We start from the raw sequence: 26,798 nt of genomic DNA, 5'->3' as shown, positions 1-26,798 counted from the left end.
AAAAAAGTCAGGTTTTCTTATGGCGTATCATCCAGCGCGGTGCTTTAAAGCGGACGATACGGACATATATCCAGATGTAACTGCTGATAAACAAAATACAGAAAACCATTAATGCCCAGGTATGGCGCCACAATACCGTGGCCGGTATCACCGCCATCAGCGAAAACAGCCATAAATACGGCGAAGTCATCGAATTGCGGCGGATCAGCGCACGCGCCTCTTTGCGGCCGACCGCCCATTGCACGATGCGGCGGAAGATCAGGCTATGCAAATGGATGCCGTCCGGCATGGCCGGAGACTTACCACGGACAAACATGCGGCGATAAACGGAGAATAAGGTTTCAAAGGTCGGATAGATTAACAGCAGCGCCGCGTACCAGGTAGAAACTTGCGGGTTGCGCATCACCAGCAGCAACGCCAGTTCGCCCAGCATGAAGCCGATAAAATACGCGCCGCCGTCGCCCAGGAAGATCATGCCGACCGGATAATTCCAGATCAGGAAGCCGGCCGTGGCGCCCGCCACCATCAGCGCCGCGATCAGCACGAACATATCGTTGACCTGCAAAGCCACATAACCCAGCGACAGCAGCATGCAGATGCACACCACGCTGGCCAGGCCGTTGAAACCGTCGATGATATTGACCGCGTTGGCGATGCCGGCCACCGCCAGCACCGTCAGCGGCAGGGTCAGCCACATATATTGCAGCGGCCAGGCGGAAAACGCCCAGTCGATGCGGTCGACGCGGGCGTCGAGCAGGAAATAGCCGAGCGCGGCGGCGGCCATGGTCAGCACCAGGCGGCGCGCGGCACTGACTTTGCCTGTGTAATCTTCGACGATGCCGCCGACAAAGGCCACGGCGGAACAGGCCAATAGCGACATCAGCCAATGCGTCATGGCCGGCACCCGCCAAATGGAAATGAAAGAACTCAGCGCCACCGATAAAAATATCGATAAGCCGCCAATACGGGCGACATGGTGGGCATGCACTTTTTGCACGCCCATGAAATCGGAATCGAGCGCAGGACCGTGCAATCTCGCTTCTTTAATCACCAGCAGGGTTAGCAGCGCGGAAGCGACAAAGCTCAGTAAAAAGGAAAACATATTTTTCTATACAAAATTACCGGATGCGCTAACCGATAAGGATGGACTACACGCTAACTCGCGATTGTACCGGATTAAACGGGCAGGTCCTGAATTGACAGCCGGTAATAGCCGCGCGGCGTCAAACTTAGACAGTTTTGCAACGGCAGGCGCAAAAACGCCTGCCGAAGCGCGTCGGCATGATAGCAGCAGCATATGGTGCAGGTGACAACGCTTACCAAACGATACAACTCGCGATACCGCTCAGCGCATGCACAGATGCAAGGCTTCTTTCCAGTCCGGCAAGTGGCAGAAACGCGCCATCAGGCGCTCGGACGACATCACCGAGTACTGCGGGCGCTTGGCAGGCACTGGGTATTCGGCGCTGGTGATCGGCAGCACGCGGCATTCCAGCCCCGCCGCCTCGACGATGGCCTGGGTGAAGTCGAACCAGGTGGTCTGGCCCTGGGCGCTCAGGTGATACACGCCGCTGTTCTGCACCCACCACTCGCGTCCGCCCGCGTGGGCTTGCGACAGCACCAGCGCGGTGGTGTCGGCGATGGTGCGGCTCCAGGTCGGCGCGCCGTGCTGGTCGGCCACCACGCGCAGCTCGTCGCGCTCCTTGGCCAGGCGCAGCATGGTCAGCAGGAAGTTCTTGCCGCGCATGCCGTACACCCAGCTGGTGCGGAAGATCAGGTGCGGAATGCCGGCCGCGGCGATGGCCTGCTCGCCGGCCAGCTTGCTGGCGCCGTAGACGTTGAGCGGGCCGGTGGCGTCGTCCTCCACCCGCGCCGCCGGCTGGCTGCCGTCGAACACGTAGTCGGTCGAGTAATGCACCATGGCCGCGCCCAGCAGTTTGGCTTCCTGCGCCATCAGGCCCGGCGCTTCGGCGTTGACGCGGTGCGCCAGTTCCGGCTCGCTCTCGGCCTTGTCGACCGCCGTGTAGGCGGCCGGATTGACGATCAGCCCCGGCTTTTCGCGGCGGATCACGTCGCGCACCTGATCCAGGTCGGACAAGTCCATCACGTTGCGGTCCACCGCCACCACCTCGCCTATGCCTTGCAGGCTGCGCGCCAGTTCATACCCCACCTGGCCGCTACTGCCGGTCAGCAGGATTTTCATGCGAACACCTCGGCGTCGGCCAGCAGCACTGCGGCCTGGTCTTTACCGGACAGCAGCGGCGCCGCGTCCAGCGCCGGCCACTCGATGCCGATGGCCGGATCGTTCCACAGCACCGAGCGCTCGTGCTCGGGCGCCCAGTAGTCGGTGGTCTTGTAGAGGAATTCGGCGGTGTCGCTGGTGACCACGAAACCGTGCGCGAAGCCGGGCGGTATCCACAGCTGCTTCTTGTTCTCGGCCGACAGTTCGAGGCCGTACCATTGGCCGAAGGTGGCCGAGCTCTTGCGCAAATCCACGGCGACGTCGAACACGCTGCCGGCGCTGGCGCGCACCAGCTTGCCCTGCGCCTGCTGGATCTGGTAGTGCAGGCCGCGCAGCACGCCCTTGGCCGAGCGCGAATGGTTGTCCTGCACGAAGGGCAGGGTCACGCCGGTCAGCTCGGCGAAACGGCGGGCGTTGAAGCTCTCGTAGAAGAAGCCGCGGTCGTCGCCGAACACGCGCGGTTCCAGTACCAGCAAGCCTTCCAGTGGCGTCGTGATTACATTCATCGTGGCACAACCTTGTCTTCAAGAATCTGCAACAGGTACTGGCCGTAGTTGTTTTTCTTCAGCGGCTCGGCCAGCTTGCGCAACTGGACGGCGTCGATATAACCCTTGCGGTAGGCGATCTCTTCCGGGCAAGCCACTTTCAGGCCCTGGCGTTTTTCGATGGTGGCGATGAATTGCGATGCGTCGAGCAGCGACTCGTGGGTGCCGGTGTCCAGCCAGGCCATGCCGCGCCCCATCACCTCGACGTTGAGCTGCTGCTTTTCCAGGTAGACGCGGTTGACGTCGGTAATCTCCAGCTCGCCGCGCGCGGACGGCTTGATGCTGGCGGCGATGTCGCACACCTGGTTGTCGTAGAAGTACAGGCCGGTGACGGCGTAGTTCGATTTCGGCTTGAGCGGTTTTTCCTCGATGGACACGGCGGTGCGCTCGGCGTCGAACTCGACCACGCCGTAGCGCTCCGGATCCTGCACGTGATAGGCGAACACGGTGGCGCCGTCGGTCTGCTCGGTGGCGTGGCGCAGCAGTGCGTCCAGGTCGTTGCCGTAGTAGATGTTATCGCCCAGGATCAGCGCGGACGGCGAGTCGCCGACGAATTCCTTGCCGATGATGAAGGCTTGCGCCAGGCCGTCCGGCGAAGGCTGCACCGCGTAGCTGATGCTGATGCCCCACTGGCTGCCGTCGCCCAGCAAGTCCTGGAAGCGCGGCGTGTCCTGCGGCGTCGAGATCAGCAGGATCTCGGTCATGCCGGCCAACATCAGCACCGTCAGCGGATGGTAGATCATCGGCTTGTCGTAGATCGGCAGCAGCTGCTTGGAGACGCTCATCGTCACCGGATACAGGCGGGTGCCGGAACCGCCGGCCAGGATGATGCCTTTGCGGCTATTCACAGGAGTGCTCATTGCTGGCCTTCGCGGTTAAAGTAATTGGTTTCCACCCACTTGGCGTAGCTGCCCGACTGCACGTCGGCGACCCAGGCCTGGTTGTCCAGGTACCACTGCACGGTCTTGGCGATGCCGGTCTCGAAGGTCTCGGCCGGCTTCCAGCCCAGTTCGCGCTCCAGCTTGCGGGCGTCGATGGCGTAACGGCGGTCGTGGCCGGGGCGGTCCTTGACGTAGGTGATTTGCGCGCGGTAGCTGGCGCCGTCCGCTTTCGGTTTCAGCCGGTCCAGCATGTCGCACAGCGTGTGCACCACGTCCAGGTTGGCCATCTCATTCCAGCCGCCGACGTTGTAGGTCTCGCCCAGGCGGCCCGCCGCCAGCACGCGGCGGATCGCCGCGCAGTGGTCGCTGACGTACAGCCAGTCGCGTACCTGCTGGCCGTCGCCGTAGATCGGCAGCGGCTTGCCCGCTTGTGCGTTGGCGATGATCAGCGGGATCAGCTTCTCGGGGAAGTGATACGGGCCGTAGTTGTTGGAGCAGTTGGTGGTCACCGTCGGCAGGCCGTAGGTGTGGTGGTACGAACGCACCAGGTGATCGGAGGCGGCCTTCGATGCCGAGTACGGGCTGTTCGGCGCGAACGCGGTGGTTTCGCTGAACGGCGCATCGTCCGGGCCCAGCGTGCCGTAGACTTCGTCGGTGGACACGTGCAGGAAGCGGAAGGCGGCCTTCTCGTCGTCCGGCAGCGCCGACCAGTAGGCGCGGGTCGCTTCGAGCAGGCTGAAGGTGCCGTTGATGTTCGTGTTGATGAACTCGCCCGGTCCGAGGATGGAGCGATCCACATGGCTTTCTGCGGCAAAGTGCACAATCGCGCGCGGCTTGTGCTGCTGGAACAAGGCCAGCACCTGGGCCTGGTCGCAGATGTCGCCGCGGACGAAGGTGTGGCGCGCATCCTGCTTCAGCGACGCCAGATTATTCAGATTGCCCGCGTAGGTGAGTTTGTCGAAATTGAGTACCGGTTCATCGCTTTGCGCCAACCAATCCAGTACGAAATTTGAACCTATAAAACCAGCACCACCCGTCACAAAAATCATTTAGTATCCCGTAGAGCAAGTTAATTAAGCAATGTCTTCAATTTTATGTGATCTTGCACTCGCAGGTGAGAAAATTCGCTTGGGTGCCGGATTTTTTGAGCGATATTTTATGCACGGCTAAGGGCAAACAGCTCAAATAATGAGAACCTACCTGATTGGCGACCTTCAAGGTTGCCATGAGCAAACACTTTCCCTGCTGGAGAGCGTCAACGCCGATGCCGAGCGGCGCGACCCCGGCGTCGAGCACCGCATCTTCTTCGCTGGCGACCTGATCAATCGCGGCCCGGATTCGCTGGCCACGCTGCGCCATGTGCGCGCGCTGGCGATGGGCAGCGGCGGCCGCATCGACAGCGTGCTCGGCAATCACGACCTGCACTTGCTGGCGGTGGCCTACGGCATCCGGCCGGAGCACAAGTCCGATACGCTGGCCGAGATCCTGCACGCGCCCGACCGGGACGAGCTGATCGATTGGCTGCGGCGCCGTCCGCTGGCCATCCACACCCAGGGCCATGTGCTGGTGCACGCCGGCCTACTGCCGCAATGGACGGCGGCGCAGGCGATGGCCTTGGCCGGCGAAGTGCAGCAGATGCTGCGCGGCGCCGGCATGGCCGAGTTCCTGGCCGAGATGTACGGCAACCTGCCCGACCGGTGGAGCGACGATCTGCAAGGCGCGGACCGGCTGCGCTGCATCATCAACGCGATGACGCGGCTGCGCTTCTGCGACGCCGACGGCGTGATGGATTTCAAGATGAAGGAAAGCGGCACGGCAGAAAAAGGCTCAGGCCTGATGCCGTGGTTCGAGGTGCCGGGCCGGCGCAGCCGCAAGGAGACGGTGGTGTTCGGCCACTGGTCGGCGTTGGGCCTGGTGCTGAAGCCGCATTTGATCGGGCTCGACAGCGGCTGCGTGTGGGGCGGCCAGCTGACCGCCGTGTGCCTGGAAGACCGCAGCCTGCTGCAAGTGCAGTGCCCGGAGTTCCAGCAGCACGGCGGCAAGAAGAACTAGTGCGGCGCAGCCGTCACACCCAGCGCGGCGGCGACGGCCTGGTGCGTGGCCTCGGCCAGTTCACGGCGATGCGCGCCGATGCTGGCTATGGCCGGCAGTATCGTCAAGCGCGCCTTCACCGGCGGCCCATCCAGGATCAGCATGATGCTCTCGGCGAAAGTGGTCTCGCCGATGAAATCCACCGACGGATGTGAAGCGCCTGACGGATCGCGGTACGACAGCGCGATCGCCTGCACCGGCACCTTGGCGTCGATCGCCGCCTCGAACAGATTGGCGTGGAAGGGCAACAGGCTGCCCTGCGCCGCCGTGGTGCCCTCCGGGAAGAAGGCCACGCGCTCGCCGCGCTCCAGGCTGTTCACCAGTCCCTTGAAGATATGCCGCAGGTCGCGCCGGTTGCCGCGCGAGATGAACACGGTGCCGGCCTTCTCCGCCAGCCAGCCCGCCAGCGGCCACGAGCGGATCTCCGCCTTGGCCACGAAGTGACTCGGATGCAGGCTGTGGATGACGAAGATGTCCAGCCACGAGACGTGATTGGCCACCACCATCGCCCGATCCAGCAAGGGCACGCCGGCGCTCTGCTCCACCGTCACATTGCACATCGCCAGCAGCCGGGTCGACCAGCGGCGGATGTGGCCGTTACGCTTTTCCTGCCCGATCCAGGGGAACACCGTCGCACAGATCGTCATCCCGACCAGCACATGCAGAAACACCCGCACCAGGCGGAAGATCATCGTAAGCTTCATGCAAACCGATCAGCTGCGTTGGTAGGCGACGTGACCTGCCACGATGGTGGTGCGGACCTGCCCGGCCAGGTTGTAGCCGATGAAAGGCGTGTGCTTGCCCTGGCTGGCCAGCGCCGATGCTTCCACGGTCCAGCGCGCTTCAGGATCGAACAGGCAGACGTCGGCCGAAGCGCCGACCGACAAGGTGCCGGCGTCCAGCCCGGCCACGCGGGCCGCGTCGGAGGTGATGCGGGCCAACGCGCGCGCCAGCGGCCGCACCGCACCCGTGTCCTGGGTGGCGGCGTAGTCGTCGGCCCATTTCAGCGCCAGCGACAGCAGCAGTTCCAGTCCGGTGGCGCCGGGCGACGCTTCGCCGAACGGCAGCAGTTTCTCGTCGTCGTCGACCGGCGTGTGGTCCGAGCACAGCGCGTCGACCGTGCCGTCCAGCAGGCCGAGGCGGATCGCGTCGCGGTCGCGCTGGCTGCGGAACGGCGGCGTCACGCGCGCGTTGGAATCGAAGAAGCCGATATCGGCGTCGGTCAGGTGAATGTGGTGGGCGCCGACGTCGCAGGTGACGGGCAAGCCCTCCTTCTTGGCGTTGCGCACCAGCTCCAGGCCGGCCGCCGACGACATGCGGCACAGATGCACGCGGGCGCCGGTCGAGCGCATCAGTTCGAAGATCGTGTGCAGCGCGATGGTCTCCGACATCACCGGCACGCCGGACAGGCCCAGACGCGAAGCCAGCGGGCCGCTGGCCGCGATGCCGCCGCGGCCGATGTGCGCGTCCTGCGGACGCAGCCACACGGTATAGTTGAAGGTCTTGGCGTACTGCATGGCGCGCAGCAGCACGTTGGTGTCTTCGATCGGCTCTTCCGCCTGCGCGAAGCCGATGCAGCCCGCCTCGGTCAGCTCGGCCATCTCGGTCAGCGCCTTGCCCTTGAGGCCGACGGTCAGCGCGCCCAGCGGGTGTACATTGGCCTGGTTCAGCGTCTTGGCGCGGTGCTTGAGCATCTCGACCAGGCCCGGCTCGTCCAGCACCGGATCGGTGTCCGGCGGGCAGATCAGGCTGGTCACGCCGCCTTGCATGGCGGCCTGCATTTCCGATTCCAGCGTGGCCTTGTATTCGTAGCCCGGCTCGCGCAGGCGCGCCGACAGGTCGACGAAGCCCGGCGAGACGATCAGGCCGGCGGCGTCGATGGTCTGGTCGGCCGCGAAGCCCGCTGGCGCCGTGCCCACCGCCAGCACTTTGCCGTCGGCGATGTAGAGGTCGTTCTTGCCGTCGATGCCGTTGGCCGGATCGATCAGGTGACCGTTTTTAATGTGTAGTTTCATGCCTGCGTTCATCCCTGCGTCCCCGCCACTATGCTCATTACCGCCATGCGTACTGCAATCCCGAAAGTCACCTGCGGCAGTATCACCGCCTGCGGACCGTCCGCCACCGCCGAGTCGATCTCGACGCCGCGATTCATCGGGCCCGGGTGCATGACGATCGCGTCCGGCTTGGCCAGCGCCAGGCGTTCCGGCGTCAGGCCGTAGCTCTTGAAGTATTCCTGCGCCGACGGCAGCAGCGCGCCGCTCATGCGCTCGTTCTGCAGGCGCAGCATGATGATCACGTCGACGCCCTTCAAGCCCTCTTCCATATTGGTGAAGGTGCGCACGCCCATCTGCTCCAGGCCGCCAGGCAGCAGGGTGTGCGGGCCGATGGCGCGCACTTCCGGCACGCCCAGGGTGGTCAGCGCGTGGATGTCGGAACGGGCCACGCGGCTGTGCAGGATGTCGCCGACGATCGCTACCGTCAGGTTGGTGAAGTCTTTCTTGTAGTGGCGGATGGTGTACATGTCCAGCAGACCCTGGGTCGGGTGTGCGTGGCGGCCGTCGCCGGCGTTGACCACGTGCACGTGCGACTGCCTGGTGTCGTGCAGGTGCTTGGCGATCAGGTAGGGCGCGCCCGACTGCGCGTGGCGCACCACGAACATGTCGGCGTGCATGGCCGACAGGTTGTCGATGGTGTCGAGCAGCGATTCGCCCTTGCTGGCGGACGAGGCCTGGATGTTCAGGTTGATCACGTCGGCCGACAGGCGCTTCGAGGCGATCTCGAAGGTGGTGCGGGTGCGCGTGGAGTTCTCGAAGAACAGGTTGAACACCGACTTGCCGCGCATCAGCGGGACCTTCTTGACGTCGCGGTCGGAGATGCCGACGAACGACGAGGCGGTGTCCAGGATGTGGTTGACGATGGACTTCGGCAGTCCCTCGATCGACAGCAAGTGCTGGAGCTCGCCGTGTTTGTTCAGTTGCGGATTAAGCATGGTTTTATTCTATGGTTAGCGTAAATTTTCCATCGTCGGCGCGCTTGAGCACCAGCGCCTGCCCTTGCGGCACCTGCACGTGCGCGGCGACGAAATCGGCCGCCACCGGCAGCTGGCGCTCGCCGCGGTCCACCAGCGCGGCCAGCATGATGCGCGCTGGGCGGCCGTAGTCGAACAGCTCGTTGATCGCGGCGCGGGTGGTGCGGCCGGTGTACAGCACGTCGTCCACCAGCAGGATGTTGGCGGCCGCCACCTCGAAACTGATGCTGGTCGGCTTGACGTCGGCCGGCAGACCCTTCTTGGCGTAATCGTCGCGGTAGAAGGACACGTCCAGCACGCCGCAGCGGGCGGACAGGCCGAGGTCGGCCGCCAGGCGTTCGGCGATCCAGGCGCCGCCGGAGTGGATGCCGACGATGGCGACATCGGCCACGCCGGCCAGGCCGGCTTTGACGTCGGCCAGCAGGGTCGCGTACAGCGCTTCGGCGTCGAGTTGGTTGGGGTTCAGTGTGGACATGGGATTTAGTGGGTGTCGAAATATTGTTGCAGGATGATGGCGGCGGCGCGGTCGTCGATGACTTCGCCGCGCTTGGCGGAAATCACGGCCGACGAATAGCGCTCGTCGACCAGCTCCACCGGCAGGCTGAAGCGGCCGTGCAACTGGTTGGCGAACTTGCGCGCGCGCGCCGTCATCTCGTGCTCGGCGCCGTCGGGATGCATGGGCAGGCCGACCACCAGCCGCGCCGGCTTCCATTCGTCCAGCAGCGCCTGGATGTCGGCAAAACGGGTGGCGTTGTCGATGGCGCTGATCACCTTGACCGGTTCGGCCTGGCGGATCATCGTATTGCCCATGGCCACACCGATGCGTTTGACGCCGAAATCGAAAGCGAAGATGGTCTCTATGGTCATTTAAGCGTGACCCGCCTCGGAGGTCAGCATCAGCGGATCGATGCCCAGCAGGCGCATCGCGGCCGTGTAGCGCTCTTCGATAGGCAGGTTGAACAGGATCTCCGGATCGGCGCCCACGGTCAGCCAGCCGTTGCGGCTGATCTCGTCTTCCAGCTGCCCCGGGCTCCAGCCCGAATAGCCGATCGACACCAGCATGCGCGGCGGACCGTCGCCGGCGGCCACGGCCTCCAGCACGTCGATCGAGGTGGTGAAGGCCACGTCCTCGGTCACCGTCAGCGACGACGAATAGCGCTGGCCCGGCGTGTGCAGCACAAAGCCGCGGTCGTCCTGCACCGGGCCGCCGAACATGATGGGGGCGTCGACGTCGACGCTGGACTCCAGCTTGAGGTCGATGCGCTCGAACAGCACCTCCATCGTCATGTCGGTGGGCTTGTTGATGACCACGCCCAGCACACCGTTTTCATTGTGCTCGCACACGTACACGACGGTGCCGCCAAAGACCGGATCTTGCATGGAAGGCATTGCAATCAGGAAATGATTTGCCAGGTTCAGCGTCGCCGCCATACCGCTTCCAGTGGATTCCAACGGATCGCCGGCTTCCTGCAGCAGGCCGGGTACAGGGAGAGTTTTGCCGATTTTGCTTTTCTTCATATGCGTGTTCTTTCTGTGCTGCTGACAATTACTGTAGTATTCGCGCGGCTAGCAACTCTGTCTAAACGATAGTTTACACTGAATTGCGGATGCGGCCATGTTTGAGTTCCCCCAACCCATTGACACAGACTGAATGAAACTGAATTCTTCCCTGGTCTGGCTGCGCCGCGATTTGCGCGTTTTCGACCATGTCGCCCTGCACCAGGCCCTGCAAGACTGCGAGCGGGTGTATTGCGTTTTTGTCTACGACACCACCATCCTGGCCGGCCTGCCGCGCCGCGACCGCCGGGTCGATTTCATCCACGCCAGCATCGCCGAAGTGGCGGCCGAACTGCAACAACTGGGCGGCCACCTGATCGTGCGCCATGCCGATCCGGCCGCCGCCATCCCGGCCCTGGCCGCCGAACTGGGCGTGGACGCCGTGTACTGCAACCACGATTACGAACCGCAAGCCATAGCCCGCGACGCCGCCGTGGCGCAGGCACTGCGCGCCGACGGCCGCCAGTTCTTCAGCTACAAAGACCAGGTGATCTTTGAAAAGAGCGAAGTGCTGTCGCAGACCGGCGGCGTGTTCTCGGTGTTTACGCCTTACAAGAACGCCTGGCTGAAGAAGCTGGAAGCGGACCCGTCGGTACTGGCGCCCTACCACATCGAACCGCACGCGGCACGGCTGGCGCAGCCGCCCGCCCGGGTTCAGCCGCCGCCGACGCTGGCCGAGCTCGGCTTCGAGCCCAGCAACCTGGCCGAGATGAAGATCCCGACCGGCATGTCGGGCGCGGCGCAACTATGGGAAGATTTCCTGCCCCGCATCGCCAGCTACAAGGATGGGCGCGACTATCCGGCCGTGAAGGGGCCGTCTTATCTGTCCATCCATTTCCGCTTCGGCACGCTCTCGGTACGGCACCTGGTGCGCACCGTGGTCGACCTGATGGCGCGCGGCACCGGCGGCGAAGGCGCGCCGGTGTGGCTGGCGGAATTGATCTGGCGCGAGTTCTACGCCATGATCCTGTTCCACAACCCGCACGTGGTGGGCGGCGCCTACAAGCCGGCCTACGACGCCATCCAGTGGGAAACCGGCTCGCAAGCCGACGAACTGTTCGCCGCCTGGTGCGAGGGCCGCACCGGCTACCCGCTGGTGGACGCCGCCATGGCGCAGCTGAACCAGACCGGCTACATGCACAACCGCCTGCGCATGGTGACGGCCTGCTTCCTGATCAAGGACCTGGGCATCGACTGGCGCCGCGGCGAGGCATATTTCGCGCTGCACCTGAACGACTTCGACCTGGCCTCCAACAACGGCGGCTGGCAATGGGCCTCGTCGTCGGGCTGCGACGCCCAGCCCTACTTCCGCATCTTCAATCCGATCACGCAATCGGAAAAATTCGACAGCACGGGCAAGTTCATCCGCCGCTACCTGCCGCAGCTGAAGGATTTGAGCGACAAGGAAATCCATGCGCCATGGCTGGTGCCGCGCATGCTGCCGCTGGACTACCCCGGTCCCATCGTCATGCACGACGAGGCGCGCAAGCGTACGCTGGAGCGCTACGTAGTGGTAAAAAAACCGGACTAGCGCATTTGTGAGCGATTTGTGGGACGCTCCACACGACACTGGGAACATCAGGACCGCTGCAAACAGGCCTGACGTCATCATTCCCACCATCCACAGGAGTTCCCATGTTGCAAGTACCAACCGCCCCAACCCCGCTGCTTGGTTCCGTCGTCTGCACGCCTGCCGTGGCCGCCATCGGCGACAGCGTCTGCGTCGAAGTCAAGGCGCCGAACGGCCAGTCCTACGATAACAACGAAAGCGGCAACATCAGCATCAACGGCGTGCCCGGCTCCAGGCAGTACCTGGTGTGGAACCGCGCCGGCAAGAAGACCATCAACGTCACCGCCGGCAAGCGCGGCGCCATCGAGAAGCTGAAGGCCGAAGTCCAGATCAACGCCCCGGCCGACGGCAAGCAGCCGCCGATGCTGACGGTGCGCAGCGCGCCGCACAACCCGACCGCGCTGATCCTGACGGTGCAGAACGCGCCCGAGCGCCGCACCCAAGGCACGCCGCGGCCACGCATCGAGATCAAGCCGCGCACCCCGGCCACTCCCGCCGTGCCGGCCGGCCCCATCGTGCCGCGCATAACGGCGATGAGCGCGCTGACCATCCCCGCGCGCGACGCCGCCAGCCATCCTATCCTGCTGCCGACCACGCAGCCGCGCGTGGCCATCAACGCCGGCGGCGGCGCCACCGCCGCCGTCTACAACTGGCAGCTGGGCGCAGTCGCCCTGGGCAGCACGCATCCCACCCTGCAGCACGATTTCGCCGCCCAGCTCAATCCCAACCGGCCGCACACGGTGTTCCACGTGCAGGTGACGGTACAGCAGCCGGGCGATGCGGCGCGCGTGATCCAGCGCAGCGTCAGCGTGGCCAATCCCTACTTCCTGGCGCGCCAGCGCGGCGTGCTGCAGCCGCCGGTGGACAGCAGCGACTTCAGCGCGCAGTTCATCGACGGCAGCTTCCGCGCCAGCTTCGTGGTGCGCAATCCCGAAGCGAGCAACCTCACGCTGAGCAGCATGCAGCTGGAGCTGGCCTACGAAGACGGCCCGCGCGAATTCGAGCTGCGCCCCGCCGTCGCCAGCGCCGTCGTGCTGAAGGCCCAGGCCAGCACCCGCGTCGACGTCGCGATCCCGAAAGCGCAGCTGCCGCAGCAGGCGATCGCCTTCAGCGTGCATTACAAGGGCACGGCGCCGAACGGCTTGCCGGTGCGCGTCAGCGCCCACTTCGACCTGCCTCAGCACATGAGCAAGAAGCTGCTGGTCAACGCCAACGCGCAGACCCTGCTGACCGACCTGGCCAGCCGCCAGCTGGTCGCCAATCCCGGCTTGATCACGCTGGATGAAGTGGCGCGCCTGAGCAGCTACGGCATGCTGCCGGCCGCCACCTCGTCGGCGCTGCAGGTCGAGATGGGCCGCGTGCCCGCCGCGCTGGCGAGCGCGCTGCAGCCGGTGCACGCGCTGACCGCGATGGACGTGCACGAGGCGCCGCCATTCCCGGTCGAGGACCAGGAATGCAATCCATGGAACCTGCCGGACCATATCCCCGACGGCATGTTCTGCATGCCGACCCAGGAAAAACGCTGGATGCAGATGCGGCCGCGCTTCATGAACGCCAAGAAGGGCGACTTGATCCTCAACCCCAGCAACGGCAGCCTGATCTCCGCCGTACTGCAGACCGTGACGCCGCCGCAGCGCTATTCGCACTCCGGCATCATGACCCGCAACCACGACGAGATCACCCACTCCACCGCCTCGGAAGACCGCCTGATCGAATTCATCGGCGGCGATGGCGCCCGTCCCGACGTGCTCAAATACATGTGGCCGGGCGTGGTCACGCAGACCGTCGAACACGCGGTCGACGGCGAGGACATGATCGATCCCGAGACCGGCACCAAGCACACGATCGCCGGCTTCGCCACCATCGAATCGAAGATGGACCTGGGCGGCGTGGCGCCGGAGATCGTGCCGGCCATGGTGGTCAAGCCCGATCCGCTGAAGGAAACGCTGGAGATCCGCCAGACGCTGCACGGCATCGCCGATTTCGCCGCCCAGCAGGCCGGCAAGAGCCACTACCGCTTCTTCTGCTACACCAATCCCGCCCTCGGCCTGACCGACAAGGCGCCGGCCAGCGCCAAGTGGGCCGCCAACACCTTCCCCACCGTGTGCTCGTCGCTGCTGTGGATGTCGATCCGCCAGTCCGGCGTGCCGATGGAGGGCGGCATGCTGGAACAGAGCGACCTCGCCGCCGGCGCGCAAATCGTGGCGTCGACGCCGGACGGCCTGTACGTCTACCAGTCCGACGAACGCATCGCCGCCGGCGAAGTGCTGTATTCGAAGATCCACGAGATGGTGCTGGAGAGCGCGGGCTGGTTCGGCAACGCGCTGACCGACGCCGCCGACGATACCGCCAACCAGATGCTCAACGCATTCGCCTCCGACTGGGTCGACAACGGCTCCAAGGACTCCGACGCCTGGCGCCAGACCGGCGACGCCAACGCTGTCAGCCCCGCCAACCTGTGCTTCTTCGACGCGCCGCTGTACGGCTACTGCGAACCGCTGATCTACCGGCCGGCGCGCTTCGAGGAAGTGACCATCTACAAATGGAAAAAGGTGGCGCAGACCGGCGCGCTGCACGGCGTGGTGCATTTCGAAGGCAAGCCGGCGGCCGGCGTCAGCGTGCAGATTTCGCAGAACCAGTTCACCCACACCGCGGCCGACGGCAGCTTCACGCTGACCGGCGTGCCGGTGGGCAGTGTGCTGGTCACCGCCGACCAGCAGGCGCTGCACGGCGAGGCATCGGTGACGGTGGCGGCGAACCAGACCGTCAGCGTGACGGTGGACCTGAAACAGCCCTCGCACCTGTTCCGCCGCCTGACCATCGACGGCTGGATGGCGACCACCGATTATGAATTCGCCGCCGCGGCCTATCCGCACAGCGTCGGAGATTTCTACAACCTCGCCGAGCTGAGTCCCGCGTCCACCACCCACGTGGTCAAGGTGTTCGACCAGGTGGCCGACGACGCGATGGGCCGCCTGATCCTGACGCTGGACCTGCTGGCCAACGACGTCATCCAGGTCAAGGCCACGCTGCGCTGCTACGGCGAAGGCTATGCCGACGGCGACAACTACCAGGAGGGCCACCTGGCGCCGTTCACCATCGGACCTAACAAGAGCGGCACCTGGTGGATGTTCGTCGACGGCGACAACTACGCCGAAGCGCACTTCACGCTGAGCAACAAGGTCGATCCGGTGTAAGCAGCAAGCCCGGGGGCGGCGCAATATGGCCATTGCACCGCCCCTTGCAGCACGATAGTTGTCGAAATAAAAGATTTGTTCTTTTCATAATCAGAATTAAACTAGTGGTTCCCGCGCAGTCCGCTTCCAGGAACCGCCATCATGGCTTCACTTGCCAAGACCTCCCGTCCCGTCGCCCGCCTGATCGGCCGCCACAGCGCCGTGCAGGCCATGCTCGACTCCCCCGCCACGCTGACCTGGATCGCCGCGCCGGCCGGTTCCGGCAAGACCAGCCTGGGGCTGGAATTCTGCCAGGCCGCCGGCCCCACCGTGGCGTGGTTGCGACTGGACGAGGCGGACATCGACCCGGCCAGCTTCCTGCTCTACTTCGAACAGGCGATCGCCAACGGCGGCGTGGCGCCGGGCTGGCAACCGCCGCCGCTGCTGCGCGAACACCTGCCGGCGCTGCACGGCTACCTGCGGCTGTATGTGCGCGCGCTGGGCGCGGCGCTGGCGCCGGCCAGCTGCATCGTGCTGGACGACGCCCACCGCTGCCAGGACGCGCCCTTCTTCCGCCAGTTCCTCGAAACGCTGGCCACCGAACTGCCGCCGGCCAGCAAGGTCGTGGTGCTGAGCCGCGCGCTGCCGCCGGCCGTCTGCGCGCGCCTGCTGGCGCACGGCGACATGCATGAACTGGACGGCGCGGCGCTGGCCTTCAGCCGCGACGAAACCGAAATCCTGCTCAACGTGCTGGGCATCGTCCATGCCGACAGCGTGGCCGACAGCGTCTACACCTTCACGCGCGGCTGGGCCGCCGGCATCGCGCTGGTGGCCTCGTGGCTCAAGCGCCGCCCCGGCGCCGCGCTGGCCGCCGAGGACGTGCTGTCGGAAGCGATGGTGGGCTACCTGGCCGAGGAAGTGTTCAACGCCTACAGCGACGAGGAACGCGCCACGCTGCTGGCCGTCTGCTGGCTGCCGCACTTCAGCGGCGCCTGGGCGGCGGCCTTGTCCGGCGCGCCGCACGCGGCCGACATCGTGGCCCGCCTGGCCGCACAGGGAGCGCTGATCTATGAATACCCCGGCCGCCAATACGCGCTGCATCCGCTGTTCCAGGGCTTCCTGCGCAAGTGGGCCGCCACCCGCATCGACGACGCGCAGCGCCGCGCATGGATCGCCGGCTGCGTCGACACCCTGCTGGCCGACGGCAGCGGCGACACCGCCATCAAGCTGGCACTGGAATACGGCATGCCCGAACGCGCGGCCGGCCTGATCGAATCGCGCGCCGAAGCGATGCTGGCCAGCGCCCGCCACACCACGCTGGCGCGCTGGATCGACGCCCTGCCCGAAGCACAGCGCAGCCCATGGCACTACTACTGGCTGGGCCTGGCCGTGTTCATGAGCGACACCGCGCGCGCCCGCGCCGCGCTGCTCAAGGCGCTGCGGGCGTTCACGGAACAGAACCGGCCGATGCACCGTTTCCTGGCGCTGAGCGCCATCATCAGCTCCTACTTCTTCGACGGCGCCGCCGAGCAGCCGCTGCGCGCCTTCCTGCAACAGCATGTGGATCCGTCGGAGGACTACGACCAGCTGCCCGATCCCGACCTGAAAGCCCACCTGACGCACAGCATGTGGAGCGGCCTCTTCATGACCGATCCCGGCCACCAGGACATGGACCTGTGGGAGCAGCGCGCGCTGGACGTGCTGCGCCAGCCGGCCGATCCCACGCTGAAGGTGCGGCTGGGCGCGATGCTGGGCCAGCACTACTACCAGTCCGGCCGCTACGCCGCCGTGCGTTCGGTGCGCGTGCTGCTGGACGCGCTGCCGGAAGCGGCCGCGCTGCCGCCGTACGCGCGCTACCTGTCGCACCTGGTGCAGCTGTACGACGCGCTGGCCGCCATGGACCACGCCCGCATCGACACCGTCTTCGCCGCCTGTCGCGCCAGCTCGGAGAGCAGCGGCATCCGCATCATGGACGCGCACTACGTGCTGCTGTACGCGGCCGCCTGCCTGCTGCGCGGAGAACTCGACAAGGCCGCCGCCGCCATCGCCGACGTGGCGGCGCAAACGCCGCCGCAGCACCACAACCTGGTGGCCCATCTCCAGCTGACGCAGACCTGGCTGGCCAGTTGCCGTGGCGACGGCCAGGACGCGCTGGCGCACGCCCGCCTGGCGCACGAAGCGGCGCTGCGCTTCGGCAGCGTGCCTTACGAGATCTACGCGCAGGCGGCCAGCTGTGTCGCCTGGACCTTGCTGGACCGCGAACGCTGCGCCGCCGAAACCGTCGTGCTGCGCCAGCATGCCCGCGACTACAGCTCGCCGCTGGCGGCAACCCTGGCCGACCTGCTGGAGGCATGGCTGTTCATCACCGGCGCCGACGGCAAGGCGCAAGCGCTGCAGCAACTGCAACGCGCGCACCCGGCGCAGCTGCTGCTGGCGCAGGACAAGCTGCGCCGCGCGCTGAACCACATCGCCTCGCAGGGCGGCGGCTACCTGACCTTCGCCACGCCGCACCTCCTGCAACCGCTGTGCGCGCACGCGCTGGCGGCCGGCATCATCCCCGCCGCAGCCAATATGCTGGTGCGCGCCTGGCGATTGACTCCGCCGGAAGACGCCGGCGACAACTGGCCCTGGCCGGTGCAGGTGCGCAGCTTTGGCGGCTTCGAGCTGCGCATCGCCGGCGAGCCACTGCGCTCGCAAGGAAAATCCAAGCACCGCCAGCTCGACATCCTGAAACTGATCGCGGCCCACGCGCCGTCCAGCATCTCGCTGGAGCGCGCCGCCGAGCTGCTATGGCCGGACGCCGACGGCGACACCGCGCGCCACGCGCTGGAGACCACGCTGTCCCGTTTGCGGGCGACGGTGGGCGCCGGCTGCATCGTCCTGGAACAGGGCACGCTGTCGCTGGCGCCGCAGCAGTGCTGGAGCGATACCTCGGCGCTGGACCGGCTGCTGCCACGCCTGCAGACGCTGACCCAGGAATGGGCGGCCACCAGCGACGCCGCCCCGGCATCGCACGAAGCCGCGCTGCTGGCGACGGCCGCGCAGGTACTGTCGCTGTATCGGGGAGAATTGCTGGTCGGGGAAAGCGCGCCTTGGTTGCTGGCGCGGCGCGAGCTGTGGCGCGGCAAACTGGCGCGCGTGCTGGGCGATGCCGGACGCCAGCTGGCCCATGCCGGCAATACGGCCGCCGCCACGCAATTGCTGGAACGGGCGCTGGAGGCCGACCAGTACTGCAAGGCGCTGAGCGCGGACCTGATGCGCATCCATCTGGACGACGCGGCATTCGAAGCGGGACTGTCGGTCTATCGCCGTTATCAACGCATGGCATTGAGCGCGCTGGGCGCGCCGGTGGCGCCGGAAATCGAAGCGCTGGCGCAGCAGCTGCTGGCCGGCGCCGCGCAATCCGGCCCCGCCCACTTTGCGGGCAAGGCCGGACCGACGCGAACTACATGATGTACTTCAGATGCTGGGCCGGGATGCCCATGGCCTTGGCCAGTTCGGGATTGGCGCGCATCTGCTGCTCCACGCCCTCCATCGCCGGCACCTCTTGCACATCCAGCCGCACGCTGTGCGCTTCGGCCGCGCCGGCTTCGGTGCGGCGCGTGACTTTCTGCATGTCCGGCGACAGGCGCAGTACCACGCCGCCGTGATCGCGGGTGGCGTTGAGCAGCGTGCCGTGTTCGTCGCTGTGCACGGTCAGGCCGGCAAAGCCGGCTTCACGCAGCAGCGCGCAGATGTCGTTGACCAGTTTTTGATCCTTATCCATTTTCATTTTCCTTTTAAGCTAAGAGCAGGCCGAGCGACGCGTCGCTGCTGGCGTTTTGTACGAAGGCGCCGGCGGTTTTTTTACCATCGCCGGGCAAGAAGTAAATCTTGGAGAACTTGACGTTGGCAATGGCCGACGTCAGTTGCGGCAGCAGGTTCTGCACCTCCTTGCGCACCGCCGGCATGGCGGCTTTCAACGCATCGGAAGCGGGACCGGCGCAGAACGGCGAACCGCCTTCGAACGAGAACCAGGTGCCGTCGACCGTCACGTGCAGGTGCTTCTGGCTGTCGAGGAAGACGAACAGGAACACCGAGATGGTGCCATCGATATCGCTGCAAAACCACGGCGTCTCGATATGGAAATCGAAATTGACCTTGGCTAGCATGTCGAAAGGCTTGTGCGCGGCCGGCGACTGGATAAAGTAGGGAACGCTGATCCACGGCGTGCCCTGCACGCGCAGGCCGCTGGTGAGCGACGCGCCGGCGCCGATCAACTGCTTGGCGACCATGCCGACGTTGGCGTTGGTGTTAATCAGCTTGCCGAGATCGACCACGTTCTCGCCGTTGGGACGGTGCACGGTGAACACGCCGCTGCCCGGAGGCGTTTCAGTGAACGGTTGATCCGCTGCGCTCACGGCGTTCTGGCCGACAAAGACGCCGTTGAAGAACCCTTGTATGAATGAGTATGTGCTGGTGACTGACATGATGCTTTCTTCCTGTAGATAAAGCGCCGCCGATGGAATATCGGTGACCGCTGGAAGAACGTTAATCTTGTCCGACCCACAAATGACTTGCAAATGCCTGCTAGCCAAACGGCAAGCTCGCGCCCCCCCGTGAGAAAGCGGAGGTAGACTATGTCGGCCAACCATTTTGAGGAGGATGACGATGAACAAGAACACACTCTGCCTGTGGTATGACCATGACGCGGAAGAAGCCGCACACTTCTACGCCCGTACTTTCCCCGACAGCAAAGTCGGCGCGGTGCATCGCGCACCGTCCGACTTCCCGGGTGGGAAGGCGGATAGCGTTTTGACAGTCGAGTTCACGATATGCGGCATCCCGTGCATCGGCCTCAATGGCGGGAAAACCTTCACGCACAGCGAAGCGTTTTCCTTCCAGATCGCCACCGACGACCAGGCCGAGACCGACCGCTACTGGAACGCCATCGTCAACAACGGCGGCAAGGAAAGCGCCTGCGGCTGGTGCAAGGACAAATGGGGTTTGTCGTGGCAGATCACGCCGCGCGTGCTGACCGACGCCATGACCAAGGGCGGCGATGTGGCCAAGCGCGCGTTCGCGGCGATGATGGAGATGCGCAAGATCGATGTGGCCAGGATCGAGGCGGCGGTGCGCGGCGACTCCTGACCCTGGCGCGCCAAATTCAGCCTAAATGCTGGCCAAGGAAAGTTAAGGAACGGTCCCACGCATCGCGCTGTGCGGACCTGTTGGCCTTGGCGTCGCCGCCAAAAATTCCCGACATCAGGCGGAACATGATGCGATCCCGAAGTCGAAACAGCGGCATCACTGGATGGCCTGCGTCTGGGTAGAAAATATGCTGATGGACATGCAAAAAAGCGCGGTCCTTCAGCCTGGTCACTATCTGCTCCGCCATGCGGGACGAAGGCCACAGTTTGTCCCGGCCACCAGACAGCAATAGTACCGGCCCATTAATTTTTTCAACCGCGATCCTGGTTTCAGGCAGATCGTCGGCGCCGTCCAGACTGTGGGTGTACATGGCCAATGGCGTAACATGTTTGACTGACCGGTCATACGGTACATAGGAAGCAGCCAAGCCATTCACCGACCAGGACGAGCGGCCCGATGGCCGATACCTGTTCAATCCTTCCCACACAACGCTGCTTGGGGCAGCCGCAACCACTGCACGAATTAAGCGGTTGCGACTGGCCAGCAGAAGCGCGGCCTCCGCACCTTTGGAAAAGCCAAACACACCGATCCGCGCCGCGTCGATGCGAGGGTGATTTTCAAGCCACCGGGTTGCCACGTCGAAGTATTCAAGCGGTAGCTCCGCCAATGCAACCGGCAGCCCCGGCTTCTGGAAATATGCCAGGGCCAACACGGCAAAGCCTTGCGCAGCCAGATACCGGCCGAAGCTCGATGCATACCCCAGCCCGCCATCGGAACCACCAAGCACAAGTACGGCAGCGGATACGTCCTGCCCCGGCGGCAAAAAAAATCGCCCGACTATGCCCAGGGCTTTCAATTCATCGCTTGCGTATGTATTCGTCACTGTTTTAAGAGCCCCTCGATCGCATCCAGCAGCACCGGTTCCTGGAACGGTTTGCCGAAGTAGGCGTTCACGCCCAGCTGCAGCGCGTAGTTGCGGTGCTTGTCGGCGCTGCGGGAGGTGATCATGATGATGGGGATGTCCTTGGTGCGCTCGTCGCCGCGCACGTTGCGGGTCAGGTCGAAGCCGTCCATACGCGGCATCTCGATATCGACCAGCATCAGGTCGGGCGTGGCGCCTTGCAGCTGTTCCAGCGCGTCGACGCCGTCCTTGGCCAGGACCACGCTGTAGCCTTCGCGCTCCAGCAGGCGCTGGGTCACGCGGCGCACCGTCATCGAATCGTCCACCACCATGATCGAACGGCCCGGCGCGCGCGGCGCGGAACTGTCGCCGGCCGCTTGCGCATAGTGCTGCATCATCTCGGGATGATGCGCCAGGTGCTGCGCCAGCGCCACCGGGTTCAGGATCAGGACAATGTCGCCCGAACCCAGCACCGTCGCGCCGGCGATGCCGACCATCCGCGCCAGCTGCGGGCCGATGTTCTTGATGACGACCTCGCGGTTGCCCAGCACTTCATCGACACGCACGGCCAGCCGTTCGTTGCCGTTCTTGAGCATCATCACCGGCGCGGAGCGCTGCACCGGCGGATGTGCCGCGTCGCCCAGCAAGGCGGGCAGGTAATGCAGCACGGCGTGCTGGCCTTGAATCGGCACGTAGCCGTTGTGATGCGCTTCGACCAGCGCGGCGTCCTTCATTTGCAGCACCTGCTCGACCAGGATGGCCGGCAGCGCATAGGTCTTGCCGCCGGCAGCCAGCAGCACGACCTGCGTCACGGCTAGCGTCAATGGCAGGTGGATGGTGAAGCGCGTGCCCTTGCCGCGCTCCGTGAACGTGTCGACGCGGCCGCCCAGCGCCTGCGCTTCGGACTGCACGATGTCCATGCCGACGCCGCGCCCGGACAGCTCGGTCAGCGCTTCGGCGGTGGAAAATCCCGGCTCGAAAATCAGGTCGGCGATCTGGATATCGGAGATTTCTTCGTCTTCCTGCAGCAGGCCGTTGCTGATCGCCTTGGCGCGGATGCGTTCCAGATCGAGGCCGGCGCCGTCGTCGGTGAATTCGATGACGACTTCATTGCCTTGCTGCGTGACCTGCACCAGCAGTTCGCCGGTTTCGCTCTTGCCGGCTTCGCTGCGGGCGGCTCGGCTTTCCACGCCGTGCGCGATGGCGTTGCGCAGCAGGTGTTCGAATGGTGCGGCCATGCGTTCCAGCACGCTGCGGTCGACCTCCACGGCGCTGCCGCGAATATCCAGGTTGACGCGTTTGTCGACTTCCTTGGCGCTCTGGCGGGCGACGCGGAACAGGCGCTCGGAGATGCTGGCGAATGGCACCATGCGCACGCGCATCAGGTCGCGTTGCAGGTCGCGCGTGAGGCGCGCTTGCAGCACCAGGTCGTCGCCGGCGTTGTCGACGCTGCGGGTCAGGCTTTCGTGGAAGGAGGCGACGTCGTTGACGCTCTCCGCCATCATGCGGGTCAGCTCCTGCAGGCGCGTGAAGCGGTCGAATTCGAGCGGGTCGAATTCGCGTTCGCTGGAGATCGACATGCGGGAGGCGATCTGCGATTCGGCTTGCATTTCAACTTCGCGCAGCTGGCGGCGCAGGCGGGTCAGGTTTTCGGAGAAGTCGAACAGCGAGGCGCGCAAGGTTTCGACTTCGTTTTCCAGCTTGGAGCGGGAGATCGATACTTCACCGGCCTGGTTCACCAGACGGTCCAGGATGTCGGCACGTACGCGGACCAGTGGCGATTTGACGCTGGATTGCAGGTCGTCGGCCGCTGCCTGGACGGTCGGCGCGGCAGGTGCGGCCGGGCTGTCGATGGCGCCGGCGGTGATGTCGCTGGTGCCGGCGATGGTCGGTTCGCCGACCTCCAGGCTGGCGACATCGGCGGCCAGGCCGGCGGCGGCTTGCTGCAACGCTTCCGGGTGCTGGAGCTGTTCGAACAGCAGCAGCGCGTGGTCGTAGTGGGCCAGCAGTTCGTCGAACGCTTGCGGCGTGGCGGAACCGGCGTGCACCATGTTTTCAATGTGCGTTTCGATTTCGTGGGCGTGCTGGCCGAGGCGCATCGCGCCTGCCATGCGGGCGCTGCCCTTCACGGTGTGCAGGAGGCGCAGCAGGCTTTGGGCGTGCGCGGTGTCGGCGGGATTATGCTGCCAGGCGCGCAACGCCTCGCCTACTTGCGGCAGCAGGTCCGCGCCCTCCTCCAGGAAGACCGGCAGCAGATCGGCATCCAGTTCGTCGTTGAAGATCGCTGGCGCGGCGGTCAGGATTTCCGGCTCGGCAGGAGGGAGTTCGAGGATCTCGGCTTCCAATTCAGGCTCAGGTTCGATAGCTTGCTCGATCTCCGGCTCGTGTTCCGGCTCAGGCGCTGCCACCGGCAGCAATGGCTCGGGCTCGGGCGCAGGCGCGGCAGCTACTGGCTCGGGCTCCGGCTCGGGCTCCAGCTCCAACGCGGGAACTGGCGGCGCAAGCTCAGGTTCAGGTTCTGGTTCTGGTTCTGGCTCAGGTTCCGGGGCCAGCGGCTCGGCGATCTTGAGCGGCGGTTCGGCGAAGGCGTCATCAAACGCGGCGTTGAACAGGTCATCGATGTTGTCGTCCGTCCGCGCTTCCGCTTTTTTCGGTGCTTCCGCTGCCGCAGGGGCATCGGATTCCGGCACACTTCCGCTGATCGCATCAAACGTCTCGCGGAACAGCCTGTCCATCATCGACTCCACCGGCGCGGGCGGCGCGCTGGTGATGTCGTGCATCGTCTCCGCGACCAGATCATCCAGTCGCGCCTCGATCGCATTGCTAGCGGCAGGCGGCGTAGCCTCCAGCTCAGCGCGTAGATCGTGCAGCGCGGTGACCAGCTCCGGCTGCGCAGACGGCATATCGCCAGCCGCAAAACTGTGCAGCATCTGGCGTATGCGCTCTATCGTAAAGTCCAGCAAATCATGCTGCACCTGGTCCAGATGCGGCGCAGGCGGCAGCAGCGCCTGGAGCGTGGACTCCAGCGCCAGCGCCAACTCGCGCAAGGCCTTGAAGCCCACCGTGCCCGAAGTACCGGCCAGCGTATGCGACGCCTGCAACGCTTCCGCATTGACCGGACGGCGCGGCTCATGGCGCCACTCGCCGAAGTCTTGTGTCAGCAGGCGAACCAGTTCGTCCGTCTCGTGCAGATAGATGTTGTACAGCGGCAGAGGGATTTCCAGCTCGCCGATATGCTTGACGTTGTCGTCGCGCGGCACGGCCGGCGTGATGGTCGGGAATTCGATGACGTTGCCGGTGGCTGCAAACACCGGTGGCGCTTCGACCACCGGCGCTTCCTCGGTTGCAGCAACCGCAGGCTCCTCCTCCGCCACAACTTCCGGCGGCGGCACAGGCGACAGCGTCGCCGGCTCGGGCGACGCATCGATCGCAAAATCGCCGCCGTCCTGCACGCGTGCCGCCGCAGCGACCAAGGCATCCGCATTGCGCGCCGAAACGCCGGAGGCCACCAACTCGGCAACCCAGGCGCCCATCTGCCGCGCCGCCTCGTTGAGCAGATCAAACAACGCATCCGTGGCCGACCGCGCTTCGGCCAGCCACACATTCATCACTCGTTCGATGCCATGCGCCGCATCGGCAAACTGGTTCAGGCCCACCATCCGCCCGCTACCCTTCAGCGTATGGAAGGAGCGCCGCAGCATGGTCAGATTCTCCTCGCTGCCAGACTCCGCGCGCGGCTTGGCCAGCGTCGCATCGACAAACTTCAGCACATCCTGCGCCTCGGAGATGAAGATATCGAGCAGCTCTGCCTCCACCGCCGCATCGCTGCTGGCTGGCGCCGGCGCCTGTACCGGCATGGCGATAGGCGCCGGTGCGGGCACCTGCTGGTCCAGCACCGGTATCGATTCCGAACCCGCCATCTTCTTGAACGGCACCGAACGGAAAGTGCCATGCTCCGCGTCGAACGCAAAGCGCTCGCGCGCGCCGGCCGCGTTCTGCGCCAGCATATCGACAAAGAAGCCCAACGCGCCGACGTTCTGCGCGATATCGTCCAGCGCCTTCGGCTCCAGCGACGGATCGCCGGCGCCCACCGCCAGCGCATGCACGGCAGCCTTCACGTGCTGCGCCGCCTGCGTCGCGCCTTCCTGGTCGAGCATCGCCAGCGCGCCCTGCAACTGGTGCAGCACCTTGTCCAGCTCCACCAGCGACGGACGCTTCGAAGGATCGATGTAATACTCGTCGAGCACCTTCTCCACCTGCCGCAGGCCGGTCTTCATTTCCATCGCCAGCGCGACGACGGTGTCGTCCTGCTGCATCTGCTGCGCCAGGCCGCGCTGCCACTGCGCGGGCTCCGGCGGCGTGTCGCCGGACACCAGCGCCAGCAAGCGCGCGCCTATCGTGTCGGCGTGCGCGGCGAAATCGTCGGGCAGATGGCGGATCTGCTCCAGTCCATGTTCGGCAAACAGCAGCGCGGTGGCCATCTCCAGCGCCAACTCCTCACTGCGGCCGGCGGAGATGGCGGTATGCGCCACCTCGGCCAACTGCCGCAGCAGCACGCTCAGCGCCGGCATCTCCAGTTGATCGCAAGCCTCGGCCACCTCGCCCAGCGCGCCACCGAAAGCCGCATCCAGCGCCGGATCGATTTCCGCGCCGGCCAGACGGTCCCAATTGGCCTTCGCTTTGGCCATGCCCGCCTTGGCGCGCTCCAGCGCCTCGAGGTCGATCTGGCCGTAGCGGCGGCGTTCGTAATCGGCAGGCACCAGGCCGTCAAGCGCGAACACGCGGCGCAAGCGCTGCACCGTTTCCGAGGCCGATGCAGGTCCTGCTGCTGCGATGAAGAACAGGGCGTCGCGCAGCATCGCATCCGGCTGCGCGGCGGTGCCCTGGCTCAGGCGGCGTATCTGCAAATTGATCATGCCGAACAGCTGCTTGACGTACAGTCCTCCCGCCAGTTCGCCATTGGCCACCAGCTCGGCGAAAGCCTGCATCGCCAGCCAGAAGGTGCGCGCCTTGGCGTCCTGCTGGGCGGAGGCGACCAGCTTCACGGCCTCCAGCAGCGCGGCGGCATGCTCCTGCTGCTGCGCCGCGTCGGTGCTCTTCAGATACGGCAGCAACGATTTCTCAAAGCGCTGACGGTAGGCCGTGTAGTCGGCGGCGGGAACCTCGCCGGCCGTCGACAGATCGGCGCTGCGCGACAAATCGGGATAGAACAAGTCGGCCGGATGGATGCGCTCCGTACCCAGCATCTCCTGCACCGCACGATAGTAAGGGAACAGCTTGACCGGCTGCGACGGGCCGCCGTCCAGCAGCTCCTGCAAATACTCGACCAGTGCCTGATACAGCTCCGCCAGCGTCTGAGCATGGTCGGTGCTGCATTTGAGCGCGCCGGCCTTGAAGCGGTCCAGCGCATCCTCGGCCACCTGCGTCATCAGGCCGACGCCGTCCACGTCCACCATCATCAGCGCGCCGTGCGCCTGGTGCAGATGCGACTTGGCGTGCTGTAGCTGGGTCGCCTGATCCTCCGGCGCCCGGCCGCCCGCTTCGAACAGGGCGGTCTTCGAGCGTGCCAGCGACTCGCGGATTTCCACCATCACCCACGACAAAGGGCCGGTATCAAATTGCGGTTGCGGCGGATTCGGAAAATCAGTTGTGGTCATGCTTGCCTCGGCCTTTCAAT

At 65.2% G+C, this 26,798-nt stretch carries 20 protein-coding genes; 5 read left to right on the top strand and 15 right to left on the bottom strand.

The annotated features are described in order from the left end of the window. Positions 1 to 7 precede the first annotated feature (7 nt). From D0T21_RS19200 to rfbB, 5 genes are all read right to left on the bottom strand, one after another. The gene (locus D0T21_RS19200) at positions 8 to 1,102 is read right to left on the bottom strand and encodes a glycosyltransferase (RefSeq protein ID WP_116991591.1); all 1,095 of its coding nucleotides are present in this window, start codon (positions 1,100 to 1,102) and stop codon (positions 8 to 10) included. A gap of 243 nt (positions 1,103 to 1,345) precedes the next feature. Beyond that, positions 1,346 to 2,203 (bottom strand): dTDP-4-dehydrorhamnose reductase, encoded by an 858-nt coding sequence (gene rfbD, locus D0T21_RS19195; RefSeq protein WP_116991592.1) that lies wholly within the window; start codon positions 2,201 to 2,203, stop codon positions 1,346 to 1,348. Continuing rightward, positions 2,200 to 2,748 (bottom strand): dTDP-4-dehydrorhamnose 3,5-epimerase, encoded by a 549-nt coding sequence (rfbC, locus tag D0T21_RS19190; RefSeq protein WP_116991593.1) that lies wholly within the window; start codon positions 2,746 to 2,748, stop codon positions 2,200 to 2,202. Before rfbC ends, rfbD begins: the two co-directional genes overlap by 4 nt. After that, the gene (gene rfbA, locus D0T21_RS19185) at positions 2,745 to 3,647 is read right to left on the bottom strand and encodes a glucose-1-phosphate thymidylyltransferase RfbA (protein WP_116991594.1); all 903 of its coding nucleotides are present in this window, start codon (positions 3,645 to 3,647) and stop codon (positions 2,745 to 2,747) included. The genes rfbC and rfbA overlap by 4 nt, the downstream gene beginning before the upstream one ends. Then, a complete protein-coding gene (gene rfbB / locus D0T21_RS19180) occupies positions 3,644 to 4,717 on the bottom strand; it encodes a dTDP-glucose 4,6-dehydratase (protein WP_116991595.1) in 1,074 nt (357 codons plus the stop codon). Before rfbB ends, rfbA begins: the two co-directional genes overlap by 4 nt. A gap of 139 nt (positions 4,718 to 4,856) precedes the next feature. Here rfbB and D0T21_RS19175 point away from each other — a divergent pair, with 139 nt between their 5' ends. Further along, positions 4,857 to 5,720 carry a symmetrical bis(5'-nucleosyl)-tetraphosphatase gene (locus D0T21_RS19175; protein ID WP_116991596.1) on the top strand — a complete coding sequence of 288 codons (864 nt, stop codon included), beginning with the start codon at positions 4,857 to 4,859 and terminating at the stop codon, positions 5,718 to 5,720. Here the strand turns inward: D0T21_RS19175 and D0T21_RS19170 are convergent. The 6 genes from D0T21_RS19170 to D0T21_RS19145 are packed head-to-tail and all read right to left on the bottom strand — an operon-like array spanning position 5,717 to position 10,305. After that, positions 5,717 to 6,463 (bottom strand): 1-acyl-sn-glycerol-3-phosphate acyltransferase, encoded by a 747-nt coding sequence (locus tag D0T21_RS19170; protein ID WP_116991597.1) that lies wholly within the window; start codon positions 6,461 to 6,463, stop codon positions 5,717 to 5,719. The genes D0T21_RS19175 and D0T21_RS19170 overlap by 4 nt on opposite strands. A gap of 9 nt (positions 6,464 to 6,472) precedes the next feature. Continuing rightward, positions 6,473 to 7,774, bottom strand: a complete 1,302-nt coding sequence (locus tag D0T21_RS19165; RefSeq protein ID WP_116991871.1) for a dihydroorotase — start codon at positions 7,772 to 7,774, stop codon at positions 6,473 to 6,475. A gap of 8 nt (positions 7,775 to 7,782) precedes the next feature. Beyond that, on the bottom strand, positions 7,783 to 8,748 hold the full coding sequence (locus D0T21_RS19160) for an aspartate carbamoyltransferase catalytic subunit (RefSeq protein ID WP_020701189.1): 966 nt from the start codon (positions 8,746 to 8,748) through the stop codon (positions 7,783 to 7,785). 4 nt (positions 8,749 to 8,752) lie between these two features. Then, a complete protein-coding gene (gene pyrR, locus D0T21_RS19155) occupies positions 8,753 to 9,262 on the bottom strand; it encodes a bifunctional pyr operon transcriptional regulator/uracil phosphoribosyltransferase PyrR (protein WP_116991598.1) in 510 nt (169 codons plus the stop codon). 5 nt (positions 9,263 to 9,267) lie between these two features. Further along, positions 9,268 to 9,654, bottom strand: a complete 387-nt coding sequence (gene ruvX / locus D0T21_RS19150; protein ID WP_116991599.1) for a Holliday junction resolvase RuvX — start codon at positions 9,652 to 9,654, stop codon at positions 9,268 to 9,270. Next, the gene (locus D0T21_RS19145; protein ID WP_116991600.1) at positions 9,655 to 10,305 is read right to left on the bottom strand and encodes a YqgE/AlgH family protein; all 651 of its coding nucleotides are present in this window, start codon (positions 10,303 to 10,305) and stop codon (positions 9,655 to 9,657) included. 133 nt (positions 10,306 to 10,438) lie between these two features. Between D0T21_RS19145 and D0T21_RS19140 the strand changes: the two genes are divergently transcribed. From D0T21_RS19140 to D0T21_RS19130, 3 genes are all read left to right on the top strand, one after another. Then, positions 10,439 to 11,875: a deoxyribodipyrimidine photo-lyase gene (locus D0T21_RS19140; RefSeq protein ID WP_116991601.1), complete on the top strand. Its 1,437-nt coding sequence runs from the start codon at positions 10,439 to 10,441 to the stop codon at positions 11,873 to 11,875. Positions 11,876 to 11,979: 104 nt separating this feature from the next. Further along, entirely contained in the window at positions 11,980 to 15,111 is a 3,132-nt protein-coding gene (locus D0T21_RS19135; RefSeq protein WP_116991602.1) for a carboxypeptidase-like regulatory domain-containing protein, read from the top strand. 141 nt (positions 15,112 to 15,252) lie between these two features. Further along, entirely contained in the window at positions 15,253 to 18,543 is a 3,291-nt protein-coding gene (locus D0T21_RS19130) for a BTAD domain-containing putative transcriptional regulator (RefSeq protein ID WP_116991603.1), read from the top strand. Here the strand turns inward: D0T21_RS19130 and D0T21_RS19125 are convergent. Continuing rightward, positions 18,536 to 18,856, bottom strand: a complete 321-nt coding sequence (locus tag D0T21_RS19125; protein WP_116991604.1) for a hypothetical protein — start codon at positions 18,854 to 18,856, stop codon at positions 18,536 to 18,538. The genes D0T21_RS19130 and D0T21_RS19125 overlap by 8 nt on opposite strands. A gap of 13 nt (positions 18,857 to 18,869) precedes the next feature. Then, positions 18,870 to 19,559 carry a hypothetical protein gene (locus D0T21_RS19120; protein WP_116991605.1) on the bottom strand — a complete coding sequence of 230 codons (690 nt, stop codon included), beginning with the start codon at positions 19,557 to 19,559 and terminating at the stop codon, positions 18,870 to 18,872. A 181-nt stretch (positions 19,560 to 19,740) separates the two neighbouring features. Between D0T21_RS19120 and D0T21_RS19115 the strand changes: the two genes are divergently transcribed. Further along, complete coding sequence (locus tag D0T21_RS19115) at positions 19,741 to 20,220, top strand: VOC family protein (RefSeq protein ID WP_229211547.1); 480 nt, start codon at positions 19,741 to 19,743, stop codon at positions 20,218 to 20,220. Positions 20,221 to 20,236: 16 nt separating this feature from the next. On the opposite strand, the gene D0T21_RS19110 is transcribed toward D0T21_RS19115, so the two are convergent. Next, complete coding sequence (locus tag D0T21_RS19110) at positions 20,237 to 21,076, bottom strand: acyl-CoA thioester hydrolase/BAAT C-terminal domain-containing protein (protein ID WP_158568022.1); 840 nt, start codon at positions 21,074 to 21,076, stop codon at positions 20,237 to 20,239. 23 nt (positions 21,077 to 21,099) lie between these two features. Further along, positions 21,100 to 26,778, bottom strand: a complete 5,679-nt coding sequence (locus D0T21_RS19105; RefSeq protein WP_116991608.1) for an Hpt domain-containing protein — start codon at positions 26,776 to 26,778, stop codon at positions 21,100 to 21,102. Positions 26,779 to 26,798 lie beyond the last annotated feature (20 nt).

Origin of the sequence: Duganella sp. BJB476, assembly GCF_003416895.1 — a bacterium.
GTDB lineage: Bacteria > Pseudomonadota > Gammaproteobacteria > Burkholderiales > Burkholderiaceae_D > Rugamonas.
Note: the sequence above shows the minus strand (reverse complement) of the source record. Positions and strands in the feature narration are given on the sequence as shown.